We start from the raw sequence: 15,898 nt of genomic DNA, 5'->3' as shown, positions 1-15,898 counted from the left end.
CCTTCCAGGCACAAGCCAACGAGGGTTGCGCCGAACTGGTGATCAATGGACATAATGGCATGACAGGGAAGTCGCCTACGACAGCAAAGAAATCCGCCGCCTTGCCGGCTGGCTATGCAGGTATCCATGGCGGCATCGTGGAACTGCTGGACACTGCGCGCCAAGCCGCAGCGCGCAGTGTCAATGCGCTGATGACGGCCAGCTACTGGGAGATTGGGCGGCGGATCGTCGAAGCCGAGCAGAAAGGCAGACGGCGCGCCGGTTACGGCGAGCGGTTGATGGAAAAACTCTCAGCCGATCTGACGGCGAGATTCGGGCGCGGATTTGGTGTCAACAACTTAGAAAGCATGCGGCGTTTCTTTCTCGCCTACCCACATCCTCAAATTTCCCAAACACTGTCTGGGAAATTGGGAAATGAGTCGTCCGCCGAGAAATCCCAGGCAGTGTCTGGGAGGTTGGGGCTGTCCGAACTGGCGCAGGTCTTCCCGTTGCCGTGGTCGGCCTATGTCCGCCTACTGTCGGTGAAGGATGACCATGCCCGCAAATTCTACGAGGCTGAGGCGCTGCGCGGGGGCTGGAGCGTGCGCCAGCTTGATCGGCAGATCGGCAGCCAGTTCTATGAACGGACTGCCTTGTCCAAGGACAAAGCGGCGATGCTGGTCAAGGGTTCGGTGCCAAAAGTCGAGGATGCCGTTACGCCCGATGACACGATCAAAGACCCTTATGTGCTGGAGTTCCTCGACCTGAAGGACGAGTATTCAGAGTCTGACCTGGAAGCGGCTTTGATCCAGCGCCTGGAAGACTTCCTGCTCGCACTGGGTGAAGGGTTCACCTTCGTCGGACGGCAACGTCGGTTGCGCATTGACCAGACCTGGTACCGGGTCGATCTGTTGTTCTTCCATCGCAAGCTACGCTGCCTGGTAATCATCGATCTGAAGCTAGGCAGCCTCACCCACGCCGACGTGGGCCAGATGCACATGTATTGCAACTACGCCAAAGAGCATTGGGCCTATGCGGATGAGAACCCGCCGGTGGGACTGATCTTGTGCGCTGACAAGGGCCAAGCTCTGGCACGGTATGCACTCGATGGCTTGCCGACCAAAATCATGGCGGCGAATTACCGGACAGTGTTGCCTGACGCCGAGTTATTGCAGAAAGAGCTCGAGAACACACGGCGTTTGCTTGAATCCCACGTCGCGGTGCTTCACCGCACGCCGCGCAAAAGTTAGAGCCCGGGCGAGCCCCCCGCGCCTCGTGCGGTGGCTCCATGGAGGGACATCGGCCCGAACAAAAGTTGGCTAGCGGAACAGCACCACCGCCTGCTGCAGCGTCACCCAGATGCCCCAGGCCAGCGGGATGCCGACGCAGGCCCAGCCGAAGGCGATCGCCGACCGCGGCGTCTTGAAGGTCGATGCCGATTCGCCATGCACCGCGCTGGCGGCGGCGCGTTCGTGCGCCAGCATCTTTTCGCGGGCCAGTTCTTCATCGGTCAAGAAGTGCTTGGGATTGACCGGCCGGATCGCCAGGTTGCACAGCAGGCCGATCACCAGCAGCCCCGCCAGGATGTACATGGTGATGTCGTAGACCTGGGCGCGCGGCACACCGAGCGACAACTGGTATTCACGCACGTAGCTGATCAAGACCGGCCCGAAAATGCCGGCGGCCGACCACGCGGTCAGCACGCGGCCATGGATGGCGCCGACCATCTGCGTGCCGAACAGGTCGGCCAGGTAGGCGGGCACCGTCGCGAAGCCGCCGCCGTACATCGACAGGATGATGCAGAAGGCGCCGACGAACAGAGCCAGGTGGCCGGCGTGCGCGGACCACGGCACCGAGGCATACAGCACGATGCCCAGGACGAAGAAGGTCAGGTAGGTCATCTTGCGGCCCAGCTTGTCCGACAGGCTGGCCCAGACGAAGCGGCCGCCGATGTTGAACAGGCTGAGCAGACCGGTGAAGCCGGCGGCGATGGTGGCGATGGCGGCGAGCTGCTCCTTGTTCAACTGCGAGAACGTCAGCGCGTCCTGGCCGATCAGCTTGCCGGCGAAGACTTCCTGCAGCAGCGGCGACGCCATGCCCAGGATGCCGATGCCTGCCGTCACGTTCAGGCACAGCACCCACCAGACCAGCCAGAATTGCGGCACGCCCCAGATTTTCTTCACGTGCACGTGGCCGTGGGTGATCATGGCGTTGCTGGTCTGGGCGACGGGCGGCGTCCAGCCCGTCGGCTTCCAGTTGCTGGCGGGCACGCGATAGGACAGCGCGCCGGCCACCATGAACACCGCGTAGATCACCGCCAGCGTGACGAAGGTCTCCCACACGCCGGGCGATGCCGGCGTCGCGTAGTGGCGCATCAGCAGGTTGGCGAGCGGCGCGCCCACCATGGCGCCTCCGCCGAAGCCCATGATCGCCATGCCGGTGGCCATGCCGCGCCGATCGGGAAACCACTTGATCAGGGTGCTGACCGGCGAGATATAGCCCAGGCCCAGGCCGATGCCGCCGATCACGCCCGAGCCTACCCATAGCATCCACAGCTGGTGCAGGTAGATGCCCAGCGCCGAGATCACGAGGCCGCCGCACCAGCAGGCGGCCGATACGATGCCGGCCTTGCGCGGGCCGGCGCGTTCCAGCCAGCCGCCCCACACGGCCGCCGAACATCCCAGCAGGACGAAGAACAGGATGTAGGTCACCGTCATGCTGGAGATGCGCCAGTCGCAGCTGGTCGTGAACAACTCCTGGAACAGGCTCATGCCGGCCGGGCAGGCCAGCGCGGTGGTGCCGCCCAGCGCCTTGGAAAGCGGCAGCCAGAATACGGAAAAGCCGTAGGCCATGCCGATGCAAAGGTGGATCGCGAGTGCGGCGGGAGGAACCAGCCAGCGGCTGAATCCGGGTCCGGCGATGGTTCTTTCCTTGTCCAGAAAGCCGGGTTTGCCGGCAGGAAGGTCCAGCGTGGTCGCTGTGCTCATGTCTTCTCCAAGGTTATTGGTATTGCCGGCTCGCCTTGCGGGGTGTCCGCGCGGTTGCCGGTCGTTCTGCTTCAGTGCACTGCTTATCTGGGTCCCGCGCTGCGCGGCGTGAGGCGTTCCCGGTTCAGGGTGACCGCTTCCAGCACGATGGCGCTGAGCGTGACGTCGTCGGCGACGCCGTCCGGATGGCGTTGCAGGAAAGCCAGCAGCTCGGTCCGCATGCGTGGCTCCCAGAATTTCTGGATGTGGTTGGCGACGCCCTCCACGGCTTCGGGGCGGTCGGGCATGGCGTCGAAGAAGTCGCCGATGCGGTTGGCCATGCGGATCAGGTTCGCGCTTTCCATCGTTCGTTCCTGTTTTTTGCTTTATGCGGAGATGCGTTCTTCGTGCGCGTACAGCGTCGTGTCGTCGTCCCGCATGAACCCCAGCAGGGCGATGTTCAGGCGGTCGGCCAGGCGGCGCGCCAGGGCGGTGGGCGCCGACACGGCGGCCAGGACGCCGACGCCGGCCGCGGCGGTTTTCTGCACCATTTCAAAACTGGCGCGGCTGGAGACGACGATGATCCCGGACCCGCCCGGCGCAGCGACGTCCACCGCGGCGGTATCCACCGCGGCGGTATCCACCGGGGCGGTATCCACCGGGGCGCCATGCCGCCGCCGCGCCAGCGCGCCGATCAGCTTGTCCAGCGCGTTGTGCCGGCCCACGTCCTCGCGCACCAGCACGAGTGTGCCGTCGGGCCGGGCCCAGCCGGCCGCGTGCGTGGCGCCGGTCAGCGCATGCAGGGGCTGGCGTTCGCGCATGGCGCGCATGGCCTCGAGCACCGCGCGCGCGGCGACCGGCGCGCCGGGTGGCACCGGCGGGATGTCGCGCAGCACTTCCGGCAGCGTCTCCACGCCGCACAGGCCGCAGCCCGTGCGGCCCGACAACGCACGCCGCCTTTCCTTGAGCCGGGCCGCGCAGGCGCTGGCGATCGTCAGTTCCAACACGACGCCGTCTTCGCTGACGCGCGCTTCGATGTCGCGCACGTCGCGCGCATCGTCGATGATGCCTTCGGTCAGCGAGAAGCCGATCGCGAAGTCTTCCAGGTCGGCCGGCGTGGCCAGCATGGTGGCGTGGCTGATGCCGTTGTATTCCAGCGCGATGGGCGTTTCTTCCGCCAGGATGTCGTCGTCCGGCCGGGCCGCAGCCACGCCGTCGCGCACGCGCAGCACGCGCGCCGGGGCCGATGTGGGCGGCAGGCCGGCGTCCGTGCAGGCCATGTCCGTTTCGCTGGCCGCGTCCGCCATGCCTGCGCCGGCATGGGCCCGGGCACGGCCGGGCAGGGTCTCTCGTGTCATATCGCTGATGCAGGGGCCGGGTGCGGCATGGGCGGACGGCGCCTACTTGCCGACGGGCGCCGTTTCGCGATCGGCCAGCAGCTTCTGCTGGATATCGCTGAAACGGCTCCACTGGCGCTGCCATTCCGAAGGCTGGGACACGCGCATGACCTGCACGGCCGTGACCTTGTACTCCGGGCAGTTGGTCGCCCAGTCGGAATTGTCCGTCGTCACCACGTTGGCGCCCGATTCCGGAAAATGGAAGGTGGTGTATACCACGCCCGGCTGTACGCGATCGGTCAGCACGGCGCGCAGCACCGTTTCGCCCGAGCGGCTCTGCACGCCCACCCAGTCGCCGTCGGATACGCCACGGTCCTCGGCATCCTGCGGATGCATTTCCAGCACGTCTTCCGCATGCCACATGACGTTGTGCGTGCGGCGCGTCTGCGCGCCCACGTTGTATTGCGACAGGATGCGGCCGGTGGTGAGCAGCAGCGGGAACTTGCGCGTGCTGCGCTCTTCGGTGGGCACGTACTGCGTGATGATGAACTTGCCCTTGCCGCGCACGAATTCGTCGATGTGCATGATGGGCGTGCCGTCGGGGGCCTCGTCGTTGCACGGCCACTGCACGCTGCCCAGGCGATCCAGTTTTTCGTAGGAGACGCCGGTGAACGTGGGCGTCAGGCGTGCGATCTCATCCATGATCTCGCTGGGATGGCGATAGTTCATGGGATAGCCCATCGCGTTGGACAGGGCCATCGTCACTTCCCAGTCGCCCATGCCGTTGCGCGGCTCCATGACCTTGCGCACGCGCGAGATCCGCCGTTCCGCGTTGGTGAAGGTGCCGTCCTTTTCCAGGAAGGAAGAGCCCGGCAGGAAGACGTGCGCGTACTTGGCCGTTTCGTTCAGGAACAGGTCCTGCACCACGATGCATTCCATCGCCGCCAGCGCGGCCGCCACGTGCTGCGTATTGGGATCGGACTGCACGATGTCCTCACCCTGGCAGTACAGGCCCTTGAAGCTGCCGCCCAGCGCGGCCTCGAACATATTGGGGATGCGCAGGCCGGGTTCCGGCTGCAGCGTCACGCCCCAGTCGCGTTCGAACTCCGCGCGCGTCACGTCGTCGGAGATATGGCGGTAGCCCGGAAGTTCGTGCGGGAAGGATCCCATGTCGCACGAACCCTGCACATTGTTCTGGCCGCGCAGCGGGTTCACGCCCACGCCTTCGCGGCCGATGTTGCCGGTGGCCATGGCCAGGTTGGCGATGCCCATCACGGTGGTGGAGCCCTGGCTGTGTTCGGTCACGCCCAGGCCGTAGTAGATCGCGGCATTGCCGCCGGTGGCGTACAGCCGGGCGGCGCCGCGCACGGCGGCCGCCGGCACGCCGGTGACGGCTTCCATGGCTTCCGGCGAGTTTTCCGGCCGCGAGACGAATTCGCGCCATTGCTGGAAGGCCTTGGTTTCGCAGCGTTCGGCGACGAAGGCTTCGTTGATCAGGCCTTCGGTGGCGATCACGTGCGCCAGCGACGACAGCAGCGCGACGTTGGTGCCGGGCCGCACCTGCAGGTGATAGTCCGCCTTGACGTGCGGCGAGCTGACCAGTTCGATTCGGCGGGGATCGATGACGATCAGGCGGGCGCCCTGGCGCAGCCGGCGCTTGAGCCGCGAGGCGAACACCGGATGGCCGCTGCTGGGGTTGGCGCCCATCACGACGACGACGTCGGAGTGCATGACCGAATCGAAGGTCTGCGTGCCCGCCGATTCGCCCAGGGTCTGCTTCAGCCCATAGCCGGTGGGCGAGTGGCACACGCGGGCGCAGGTGTCGACGTTGTTGGTGCCGAAGCCGGCGCGCACCAGCTTCTGCACCAGCCAGGTTTCCTCGTTGGTGCAGCGCGAGGACGTGATGCCGCCGATGGAATCGCGGCCATGCTCGGCCTGCAGGCGCTTGAACTCCGACGTCGCGTAGCCGATGGCCTCGTCCCACGACACTTCGCGCCAGGGGTCGGTGATGTTCTTGCGGATCATGGGCTTGGTGACGCGTTCCTTGTGCGTCGCATAGCCCCAGGCGAACCGGCCCTTCACGCAGGAGTGCCCGCGGTTGGCCTGGCCATCCTTCCACGGCACCATGCGCACCACTTCCTGGCCTTTCATCTCGGCCTTGAAGCCGCAGCCCACGCCGCAGTAGGCGCAGGTGGTGACGACCGAGTGCTCGGCCTGGCCCATCATGATGACCGTCTTTTCCTGCAGCGTGGCGGTGGGGCAGGCCTGCACGCAGGCGCCGCAGGACACGCATTCGCTGTCCAGGAAGGGCTGGTCCTGCCCGGCGGAGACACGCGAATCGAAGCCCTTGCCGGAAATCGTCAGCGCGAAGGTGCCCTGGGTTTCCTCGCAGGCGCGCACGCAGCGGTTGCAGACGATGCACTTGGACGGGTCGTAGGCGAAGTAGGGATTCGATTCGTCCTTGGCGTCATTCAGGTGATTGGCGCCCTGGTAGCCGTAGCGCACGTTGCGCAGGCCCACCACGCCGGCCATGTCCTGCAGCTCGCAATCGCCGTTGGCGGGACAGGTCAGGCAGTCCAGAGGGTGGTCGGAGATGTACAGCTCCATCACGCCGCGCCGCAGGTCATGCAGCTTGGGCGTTTCGGTGCGCACCACCATGCCGTCTTCCACCGGCGTCGTGCAGGATGCCGGGTAGCCGCGGCGGCCGTCGATTTCCACCACGCACAGGCGGCAGGAGCCGAAGGCTTCCAGGCTGTCGGTGGCGCAGAGCTTGGGGATGTTGATGCCGGCTTCCGCGGCCGCGCGCATCACCGAGGTGCCGGCGGGCACGCGGATTTCCTGGCCGTCGATGGTCAGGCTGACCTGCTGTTCGGCGACGCGCGCCGGCGTGCCGTAGTCGCGGTCTCGTTTGATGACGGTTTCCAACATGGCGGAGTCTCCAATCTTTCTGCGCCGGCCCGGGCTGGTGCCCGGCCCGCAAGAGTCAAAGGTGCGGCGGGCGGGCGTCGGTTTCGACGGCGGCCAGGCCGGCGGGGTCGGGGGCGTGCGGGGAAAGACCGAAGTCCTGGGGGAAATGGTCCAGCGCGGACATCACGGGATACGGCGCCATGCCGCCCAGCGCGCACAGCGAGCCGCCCAGCATGGTGTCGCACAGGTCGCGCAGCAGATGCACCTGTTGCGCGTGATCCGCGCCGCGCGCGGCGATGCGGTCGATGGTCTCCACGCCGCGCGTCGAGCCGATGCGGCAGGGCGTGCACTTGCCACAGGATTCGATGGCGCAGAATTCCATGGCGTAACGCGCCATCGCCTGCATGTCGACCGTGTCGTCGAAGGCCACCAGGCCGCCGTGGCCGATCATCGCCGAGATCTTGACGTAGGCTTCGTAGTCCAGCGGCACGTCCCACTGCGATTCCGGCAGATAGGCGCCCAGCGGGCCGCCCACCTGCACCGCGCGCAGCGGCCGGCCGGACGCGCTGCCGCCGCCGAAGCCGTACAGCAGTTCGCGCAGCGTCAGGCCGAAGGCCTTTTCCACCAGCCCGCCCTGCTTGAGGTTGCCGGCCAGCTGGAAGGGCAGGGTGCCTTGCGACCGGCCCACGCCGTAGTCGCGGTAGTAGGCCGCGCCGCGCGCCAGGATGATGGGCACCGACGCCAGCGAAATCACGTTGTTGATGACCGTCGGCTTGCCGAACAGGCCGGCGATGGCGGGCAGCGGCGGCTTGGCGCGCACCACGCCCCGCTTGCCTTCCAGGCTTTCCAGCAGGGAGGTTTCCTCGCCGCAGATGTAGGCGCCCGCGCCCTTGCGCACGTCCAGGTCGAAGCGCTTGCCGCTGCCCAGGACGTCGCCGCCCAGCCAGCCGGCCGCGCGCGCCCGGGCGATCGCCGCTTCCAGCGCGGCGATGGCGTGCGGATATTCCGACCGCACGTAGATATAGCCCTGCGTGGCGCCGACGGCGATGCCCGCGATGGCCATGCCTTCGATCAGCACGTAGGGATCGCCTTCCATCAGCAGGCGGTCGGCGAAGGTGCCGGAATCGCCTTCGTCGGCGTTGCAGACGATGTACTTCTGCTCGGCCGGCGTGGTCAGCACCGTCTTCCACTTGATGCCGGTCGGGAAGGCCGCGCCGCCGCGGCCGCGCAGGCCGGACTGCTGCACTTCGTCGACGACCTGCTCCGGCGCCATGGCCAGCGCGCGGCGCAGGCCTTGCAGGCCTTCGTGCGCCTGGTAGTCGTCCAGGTCCAGCGGATCGGTGATGCCGCAGCGTGCGAAGGTCAGGCGTTCCTGGTTCTTCAGGTAGGGAATGTCTTCGGTCAGGCCCAGGGAAAGCGGGTGGGGCGGGTTGGCGGCGTCGCCTTGCAGCCAGCCGGCGTCGAACAGCGATGCGACGTCTTCCGCCTGCACCGGGCCGTAGGCCACGCGGCCGGCGGGCGTGGCGACTTCGACCAGCGGTTCCAGCCACAGCAGGCCGCGCGAGCCGTTGCGCACGATGCGCACGGCCTGCCCGCGGCGCGCGGCCTCGGCTTCCAATGCGCGGGCGACCTCATCCGCGCCCACCGCCAGCGCCGCGGCGTCGCGCGGCACGTACACGGTGACGGGGCTGGCGGCGTCGCGGGATGGGGTGACTGCGTTCATGACCCCTCCTTGACGTAGCCCAGGATGGTGTCAAAGCGCTGGGGCGTCAGCCGCGCGTAGGGCACGCCGTCGATCAGCATGGCCGGCGATTGCGCGCACAGGCCCAGGCAGTACACGGGTTCCAGGGTGAACGCGCCGTCGACGCTGGTGGCGTGGAAATCGCAGCCCAGCTTCTTGCGCGCATGGGCGGCGATCTTTTCGCCGCCCATGGCCTGACAGGACTCCGCCCGGCACACTTCCACGACGTGGCGTCCTGCCGGCGTCTGGCGGAAATGGGGATAGAACGTGATCACGCCATGCACTTCGGCGCGCGACAGATTCAGCGCTTCGGCGATGGGCTGCACGGCCTCGGGCGGGATACAGCCCATTTCGTGCTGCACGGCATGCAGGATGGGCATCAGGGCCCCGGGCACGCCCAGGTGGGCCTGGATCGCGCGCGCGGCGGCGGCGACGGCGGGATGGGCGGATTGCGCGGCGGCCTGGCTGGCCAGTTCGCCCCCGCGGGCGCCGCCGTTGGATGCCAGGTCTGCCCTGGCTTGACCTTCTCGCATGGAGACGGACTCCTGTCACATCGTTTTCTGGCGGCGCGGATTTCTCTAATATGCTTTTTGGAACATAATAAGAGGCGCCGTTGTCTCTAATGCGGGACTGTATCGCCGGGAGCCGTGCGTTTCAATATGTACTTTATTTCCTATAAAACCTTTTGCACCCCTCCCCGAGGCCGGCCATGAGCGACGGCGGGTTCAGGGTCGCCCTGCGCCCCGGCTGGTGGCTGACCCAGGGCGGCGGCGACCACGAAGGCATCGCGCTGCAGGAAGTGCTGGCGCTGCTGTCGGCCATCGACGCGGTCGGCCACATCGCCGGCGCCTGCCGCGCCTGCGGTCTGTCCTATCGGCACGGCTGGGGGGTGCTGCGGCGCTTCGAGGCCGTGTTCGGTACGCCCCTGCTGATCACCCGCCGCCGGCAGGGCACCGCGCTGTCGCCCTTCGCCCAGCGGCTGCTGTGGGCCAACCGCCGCATCGAGGCGCGCCTGATGCCCATGCTGGACAGCCTGGCGTCCGAACTGCAGGAAGACCTGGAAAAGCTGCTGCCCGAAAGCGGCCCCCACCTGCGGCTGCATGCCAGCCACGGTTTCGCGGTGGAAGCCCTGATGCAACAGATCGGCGGCGGCGCCGCCAACCTGGAATTGCGCTATCGCACCGCGGCGGAAGCCCTGGCCTCGCTGGACAGCGGTGAATGCGACCTGGCCGGCTTCCAGGTGCCGCAGGGCGATTTCGAGGCCGACATGCTGCGCCACTACGCGCAATGGCTGGATGCGGAAGAGCACCTGCTGGTTCACCTGGCCGTGCGCAATACCGGCTTGTTCGTCATGTCGGGCAACCCCAAGCGCATCCAGGGCATCGCCGACCTGGCCCGCCCGGACGTGCGCTTCGTCAACCGGCAGATCGGCTCCAGCACCCGGCAGTTGGTGGAATTGATGCTGCGCCGCCTGGACATCGCCGTGGCGAAGGTGCACGGCTACGAGAACAGCGAGTTCACGCACATGGCGGTGGCGGCCCATATCGCCAGCGGCATGGCGGATGCGGGGATCGGCGTGGAAACCGCGGCGCATCGCTTCGGGCTGGATTTCATACCGCTGGCGCGGGAACGCTACTTCTTCGCCATCCGCAAGAGCGCGCTGGAGCAGCCGGCCATGCAGGCGCTGCTGGGCATCATGCGGGGCGCGGACTACAAGGGCTACGTGGGCCAGCTGATCGGCTACGACGCCAGCGAAACGGGGCGCATACAAACCCTGCGGGAGGCCTTCGGGCCGGAAAAGCTATGATCACGGCATCATGTCGAAAGTCATCTATCTGACGGACCACCGGTCGCAGGCGGCCGACGCGCAGGCCCTGCCGGCGGCGCTATCGTTGCCGGCCGCCGGCCAGCCGGCGCTGGACACGCGCGCGCGCCCGCTGCGCGACCTGCGGATATCGGTCACCGATCGCTGCAATTTCCGCTGCACCTACTGCATGCCCCGGGATGCCTTCGACAGCAATCACGTGTTCCTGCCGCATGCGCAGCTGCTGTCCTTCGAGGAAATGACGCGCGCCGCCGCGGTGTTCGTGCGCCTGGGCGTGCGCAAGATCCGCCTGACCGGCGGCGAGCCCCTGCTGCGCAAGAACATCGAAACGCTGATCGGCATGCTGGCCGCGCTGCGCACGCCGGAAGGCGAGCCGCTGGAACTGACGCTGACCACCAACGGCAGCCTGCTGGCGCGCAAGGCGCGCGCGCTGAAGGACGCCGGGCTGCACCGCGTGACGGTGAGCATGGATGCGCTGGACCCGGCGCTGTTCGCGCGCATGAGCGATACCGATTTTCCGGTGGCCGACGTGCTGCGCGGCATCGACGCCGCGGCCGAGGCCGGCCTGACGCCGGTGAAGGTCAACATGGTCGTGCGGCGCGGCATGAACGACGATCAGATCCTGCCCATGGCGCGGCATTTCCGCGGCACGGGCCATGTCCTGCGTTTCATCGAATACATGGACGTGGGCAGCACCAATGGCTGGAACATGACGGAGGTCCTGCCCAGCGCGGAGATCATCGCGCGCATCGGCGCCGAGTTCCCGCTGGCGCCGCTGCAGACCGACGCCATGGGGCGCGTGGCCGAGCGGTGGGGCTATGCCGACGGCGCCGGGGAGATCGGCGTGATTTCCAGCGTGACGCAGGCCTTCTGCGAAGGCTGTACGCGGGCGCGCCTGTCGCCCGAGGGCCGCCTGTTCCTGTGCCTGTTCGCCAGCCGCGGCTACGACCTGCGCGCCCTGATACGCGGCGACGCGGATGACGACCAGCTTGCCGCGGCGATCGCCGGCATCTGGGCCGGGCGCGGCGACAGTTATTCCGAAGGACGCCTGGCGGCGACGCCGGACGCGGGCAAGGATCGAAAAATAGAAATGAGCTATATCGGCGGCTAGGTAACGGCGCCCAGGTGGGGCGGGTTGGGGCCGTGCAGGAGGAGGCTTGCATGAACGCGCAAACAGAACAGGCGGCGGCGCCGGCCGGACAGGACATGATCGAAGCCGCGCACATCGCCGGCCTGATCCTGGCAGGTGGCCGCGGTTCTCGCATGGGTGACATGGACAAGGGCTGCGCGCTGCTGCGTGGACGCCCCATGGTCGAACACGTCGCCGCGCGCCTCGCGCCGCAGGTCGGCGCCTTGTTGATCAGCGCCAACCGCAACCTGGATCGCTATGCGGAATACGGCAAAGTGGTCGCCGACGATCCCGCGCACGGGCAATGGCAGGGACCGCTGGCCGGCGTGGCCGCGGGCCTGGTGGCGTCACGCTGCCCATGGATCGCCACCGCGCCCTGCGACGTGCCCTTCCTGCCGGTCGATATGGTCGCGCGCCTGCGCCAGGCCCTGCAGGCGCACGGCGGCCCCCGCCTGGCGGTGGCCTGCAGCGCGGGCCGGCGGCAGCCTGTCTGCATGCTCCTGTCCCGCGAACTGCTGCCGGACTTGCTGCGGTATCTGGCCGAAGGCGGCCGCAAGGTCGAAACGTGGCAGTCGCGCGTGGGCTGCGTCGAAGTCCCCTTCGACGACCAGCCCCATGCCTTCCTGAACGTCAATACCGAACGCGATCTGTCCGCCGCGGACGGCGCCCCGTCATGACAGCCAGTGCCTGAAGTCGTAGTAAGCCACTTTTTCGCCGTCGTAGACGGTATGGCCGGCCGGGATGCGCGCCAGCCCGGTGGCCCAGGGCAGTGAGCTGACCACGCCTGAACTCTGTCGGTCGAAGGCCTGCAGTTCGCCGACGCCGCCGTTGTTGACGTCGCGCCGCACGCGCAGGAATTCCTCGCGGCTGTCGTGGCGCGGCGCATCCGTGCGCAGCGTCAGCATGCTGATCTGCGGGAACAGATCGCGCCGGCCCTGCATGCGCCGCAGCAGCGGCGACACCAGCACCGTGAACACCGCGAAGGCCGACACCGGATTGCCCGGCAGGCAGACCACCGGCTTGCCGTCGACGTGCGCCATGGCGACCGGCTTGCCCGGTTTCATGCGCACCCGCCAGAGGTCCAGCGACGCGCCCATGCTTTCCAGCACCGGCTTGACCAGGTCTTTGTCGCCGACCGACACCCCGCCTATGCTCACGATCAGGTCGCAGTCGCGCGCCAGGGTCTGGAACGCCGACTTCAGCGCCGCTTCATTGTCCTGCGCGTGCAGCACGTGGGTGGCCTGCGCGGACATGCCTTCCACCAGCGCGGCCATCATCGCGCCGTTGGAGTTGTAGATCTGGTGCGCGCCGCGCGGCTGGCCGGGCGGCACCAGCTCGTCGCCGGTGGTGAGGATGCCGACGCGCACGGCGGGATGCACCGTGACCCGCGCGATGCCCTGCGAGGCCAGCAGCGCCACCTGCGCGGGGCCGATGCGCGTGCCGGCGGGCAGCAGCGAGCTGCCGGCGGCGGTGTCCTCGCCACGGCGGCGCACGTGTTGCCCCAGCCGGGGCGCCTGGGTGATGGTCAGCTTGCCATCGGCTTCGCGCGTGTCTTCCTGCATGACCACCGTGTCCGCGCCCGGCGGCATCAGGCTGCCGGTGAACAGGCGCGCGGCATGCCCCGGCTGCAGGGCCTGCGGCGCATGGCCGGCATAAACGATCTGATCGATGGGCAGGGTCGCGCCTTCACGGTAATCGGCGTGGCGCAGCGCGTATCCGTCCATGGCGCTGTTGTCGGCCGGCGGCAGGTCCAGCGTGGCTGTCAGGTCCTGGGCCAGCACCAGGCCGATGGCCGCGCTCAGGGGCGCGTCGATCGTGGCCGAGGGCCGCGGCGCGCCGTTGGCAAGGCGGGTTTGGGCGTCGTCGAATTCCAGCATGTCGTGTCCGCTCGTCTATCGGTGTGCGAGCCGGCGCGGTACAGGCGCGCGGCTGCATCGGGGTCGGTAGGGGACCGGGCCGCATGCGGGCGCCCGGATCGGCGCCGGCTGCGTGCGTCCGGCCGAGATCAGCGGCTGTGCCGCTCGCTGTGTTCCTGCGCCTTCTTCTGCAGGTGGCTGGCGAAATTGCAGGGCTTGTGGCGGCTGTCCAGCTGTTCGCGCAGGATGTGGTTCCAGGCGGTCTCGCACGCGCCGGTGGAACCCGGCAGGCAGAAGATCACCGTATCGTTGGCGTAGCCGGCCAGCGCGCGCGACTGGATGGTCGAGCTGCCGATCTCCTGGTACGACACGTGGCGGAACAATTCGCCGAAGCCGGTGATTTCCTTGTCCAGCAAGGGCGCCACCGCTTCCGGGGTGGAGTCGCGATGCGAAAAACCGGTGCCGCCGGTGATCAGGACGACCTGCACGCGCGGGTCGGCGATCCACTCGCTGACGACGCGGCGGATTTCGTAGATGTTGTCTTTCACCAGGTCGCGCCGCACGCAGTCGTGGCCGTCGCGCGCCAGCGTTTCCGCCAGCCAGTTGCCGGACGTGTCGTTGCCCGCCGTGCGCGTGTCGCTGACGGTCAGGACGGCGCAGGCCAGGGATGCCTTTTTATCTTCCTTGTGCTCGCTCATGGGTTTTCCTTCGATGAAGCGCTGCCGCCGGCATCCCATGTATGGGTCCGGTCATGATCCGATTGGCGTTGTTCCACCCAGAAGCTGCGGCCGCTGGCCAGGGTTTCGCGCTTCCAGAAAGGCGCGCGCGTCTTCAGCGCGTCGATGATGTATTCGCACGCCCGGAAGGCGTCGCCCCGGTGGGCGCTGGCCGCGCCGACAAACACGATCTGCGCATTGCGCGGCAATGCGCCCACGCGGTGCGCGATGACGAAATCCAGCACCCGCCAGCGCTTCATGGCCTGCGCACCGATGTCTTCCAGTTCGCGTTCGCACATGCCTGGATAGTGTTCCAGGAACAGGGTTTCGGTGGCCTCGTCCGACGAGAAATCGCGGACGTAGCCGGTGAAGGTGACGATGGCGCCCGCGGCGGCGCCGGCGCTTTCGCGCAGCGCGGCCTGCAGCGCCGCCGCGTCGAAGTCGGCTTCCTGGACGATGACCATGGCGATCAGCCTCCCGTGACGGGTTCGAAGACGGCGACTTCGTCGCCGGGCCGGATGGTCGCCGTATGCTTGACGTGGGTCTGGTTGACGGCCAGCTTCAGCCGGCCGGAAGGCGCCAGTTGGGGGTAGCGTTCTTCCAGGCTGCCCAGCAGCGCCGCGCCCGTGATGGTATCGGCGGGCAGGGACCAGGCTTCGGCACGGCGGCCGGTCAGTTCGGCCACGCGCGCGAAGTACAGGAGTTGGATGGCCGGGCTCACGCCGGGATTCAGGTTCGATCCGCTCACCGCGCACCTCTGGGCCAGCGGCCCGAAATCGTCTGCTTACTGTCTTTCACGCCGGCATCACGGAAGAGGTCATTCGCCGCCGGCTGGGGAAACCTTGCGGCTGGGGAAACCTTCCGTTTCCGGGCCCAGGCATTCTACTCCGCCGGGTCGCTGGAAGCGGTTCAGGCGTCCGCGCGCCCTATGCCGCACGCCATTCGCCGCTCTTGCCGCCGGCCTTGTATTCCAGGCGGATCTGCTCGATGACGATGCCCTTGTCGGCCGCCTTGCACATGTCATACACGGTCAGGGCGGCCACGCTGCAGGCGGTCATGGCTTCCATTTCCACGCCGGTGCGGAAGTCGGTGCGGCAGGTGGCGCGGATGTCGATGCTGTGCGTGGCGTCGTCCAGCGCGAAATCCACGCCCACGAAGGACAGCGGCAGGCTGTGGCACAGGGGGATTAGGTCGGCGCAGCGCTTGGCGGCCAGCATTCCCGCGACGCGGGCGGTGTTCAGGACTTCGCCCTTGCCCTGGCCGGGCTGGGTCAGCAGGCCGTAGGCGGTGGCGTTCATGCGGACGCGGGCCGCGGCAATGGCCACGCGGGCGGTCACGGCCTTGCCGCCGACGTCGACCATGCGGACCTGGCCGGATTCGTCGAGGTGGCTCAGGGCCGGGGAAGAATTGGACATGCTGATGCATCCGCCATCGCGGCGCCT

15 protein-coding genes are annotated in these 15,898 nt (G+C 67.7%); 4 read left to right on the top strand and 11 right to left on the bottom strand.

What is annotated here, in order from left to right:
* Positions 1–59: 59 nt before the first annotated feature.
* Positions 60–1,229, top strand: a complete 1,170-nt coding sequence (locus CAL26_RS22795; protein ID WP_094848973.1) for a PDDEXK nuclease domain-containing protein — start codon at positions 60–62, stop codon at positions 1,227–1,229.
* A gap of 69 nt (positions 1,230–1,298) precedes the next feature.
* On the opposite strand, the gene CAL26_RS22790 is transcribed toward CAL26_RS22795, so the two are convergent.
* From CAL26_RS22790 to CAL26_RS22765, 6 genes are all read right to left on the bottom strand, one after another.
* Entirely contained in the window at positions 1,299–2,966 is a 1,668-nt protein-coding gene (locus tag CAL26_RS22790) for an OFA family MFS transporter (RefSeq protein WP_094848972.1), read from the bottom strand.
* A gap of 83 nt (positions 2,967–3,049) precedes the next feature.
* Entirely contained in the window at positions 3,050–3,310 is a 261-nt protein-coding gene (locus tag CAL26_RS22785; RefSeq protein WP_094848971.1) for a formate dehydrogenase subunit delta, read from the bottom strand.
* Positions 3,311–3,331: 21 nt separating this feature from the next.
* Positions 3,332–4,225, bottom strand: a complete 894-nt coding sequence (locus tag CAL26_RS22780; protein WP_094850035.1) for a formate dehydrogenase accessory sulfurtransferase FdhD — start codon at positions 4,223–4,225, stop codon at positions 3,332–3,334.
* Between the two features lie 120 nt (positions 4,226–4,345).
* Positions 4,346–7,210: a formate dehydrogenase subunit alpha gene (gene fdhF / locus CAL26_RS22775; protein WP_094848970.1), complete on the bottom strand. Its 2,865-nt coding sequence runs from the start codon at positions 7,208–7,210 to the stop codon at positions 4,346–4,348.
* 55 nt (positions 7,211–7,265) lie between these two features.
* Positions 7,266–8,912 (bottom strand): formate dehydrogenase beta subunit, encoded by a 1,647-nt coding sequence (locus CAL26_RS22770; protein WP_094848969.1) that lies wholly within the window; start codon positions 8,910–8,912, stop codon positions 7,266–7,268.
* A complete protein-coding gene (locus tag CAL26_RS22765; RefSeq protein ID WP_094848968.1) occupies positions 8,909–9,463 on the bottom strand; it encodes a formate dehydrogenase subunit gamma in 555 nt (184 codons plus the stop codon). The genes CAL26_RS22770 and CAL26_RS22765 overlap by 4 nt, the downstream gene beginning before the upstream one ends.
* Before the next feature lie 176 nt (positions 9,464–9,639).
* On the opposite strand from CAL26_RS22765, the gene CAL26_RS22760 reads away from it, so the two are divergent.
* The 3 genes from CAL26_RS22760 to mobA are packed head-to-tail and all read left to right on the top strand — an operon-like array spanning position 9,640 to position 12,561.
* On the top strand, positions 9,640–10,737 hold the full coding sequence (locus CAL26_RS22760) for a substrate-binding domain-containing protein (protein WP_094848967.1): 1,098 nt from the start codon (positions 9,640–9,642) through the stop codon (positions 10,735–10,737).
* Positions 10,738–10,747: 10 nt separating this feature from the next.
* The gene (gene moaA / locus CAL26_RS22755) at positions 10,748–11,866 is read left to right on the top strand and encodes a GTP 3',8-cyclase MoaA (RefSeq protein WP_094848966.1); all 1,119 of its coding nucleotides are present in this window, start codon (positions 10,748–10,750) and stop codon (positions 11,864–11,866) included.
* 50 nt (positions 11,867–11,916) lie between these two features.
* On the top strand, positions 11,917–12,561 hold the full coding sequence (mobA, locus tag CAL26_RS22750) for a molybdenum cofactor guanylyltransferase MobA (protein WP_256988566.1): 645 nt from the start codon (positions 11,917–11,919) through the stop codon (positions 12,559–12,561).
* On the opposite strand, the gene CAL26_RS22745 is transcribed toward mobA, so the two are convergent.
* The 5 genes from CAL26_RS22745 to moaC form a co-directional block, all read right to left on the bottom strand.
* Positions 12,556–13,761 (bottom strand): molybdopterin molybdotransferase MoeA, encoded by a 1,206-nt coding sequence (locus CAL26_RS22745; RefSeq protein WP_094848965.1) that lies wholly within the window; start codon positions 13,759–13,761, stop codon positions 12,556–12,558. The genes mobA and CAL26_RS22745 overlap by 6 nt on opposite strands.
* A gap of 128 nt (positions 13,762–13,889) precedes the next feature.
* Positions 13,890–14,438: a molybdenum cofactor biosynthesis protein B gene (moaB, locus tag CAL26_RS22740; protein ID WP_094848964.1), complete on the bottom strand. Its 549-nt coding sequence runs from the start codon at positions 14,436–14,438 to the stop codon at positions 13,890–13,892.
* Positions 14,435–14,920 (bottom strand): molybdenum cofactor biosynthesis protein MoaE, encoded by a 486-nt coding sequence (locus tag CAL26_RS22735; protein WP_179283456.1) that lies wholly within the window; start codon positions 14,918–14,920, stop codon positions 14,435–14,437. Before CAL26_RS22735 ends, moaB begins: the two co-directional genes overlap by 4 nt.
* A gap of 5 nt (positions 14,921–14,925) precedes the next feature.
* The gene (gene moaD, locus CAL26_RS22730; RefSeq protein WP_373454501.1) at positions 14,926–15,204 is read right to left on the bottom strand and encodes a molybdopterin converting factor subunit 1; all 279 of its coding nucleotides are present in this window, start codon (positions 15,202–15,204) and stop codon (positions 14,926–14,928) included.
* A 178-nt stretch (positions 15,205–15,382) separates the two neighbouring features.
* Entirely contained in the window at positions 15,383–15,871 is a 489-nt protein-coding gene (moaC, locus tag CAL26_RS22725; RefSeq protein ID WP_086066885.1) for a cyclic pyranopterin monophosphate synthase MoaC, read from the bottom strand.
* Between the last annotated feature and the right edge of the window lie 27 nt (positions 15,872–15,898).

The sequence above is a fragment of the Bordetella genomosp. 9 genome, from assembly GCF_002261425.1.
GTDB lineage: Bacteria > Pseudomonadota > Gammaproteobacteria > Burkholderiales > Burkholderiaceae_B > Bordetella_C.
Note: the sequence above shows the minus strand (reverse complement) of the source record. Positions and strands in the feature narration are given on the sequence as shown.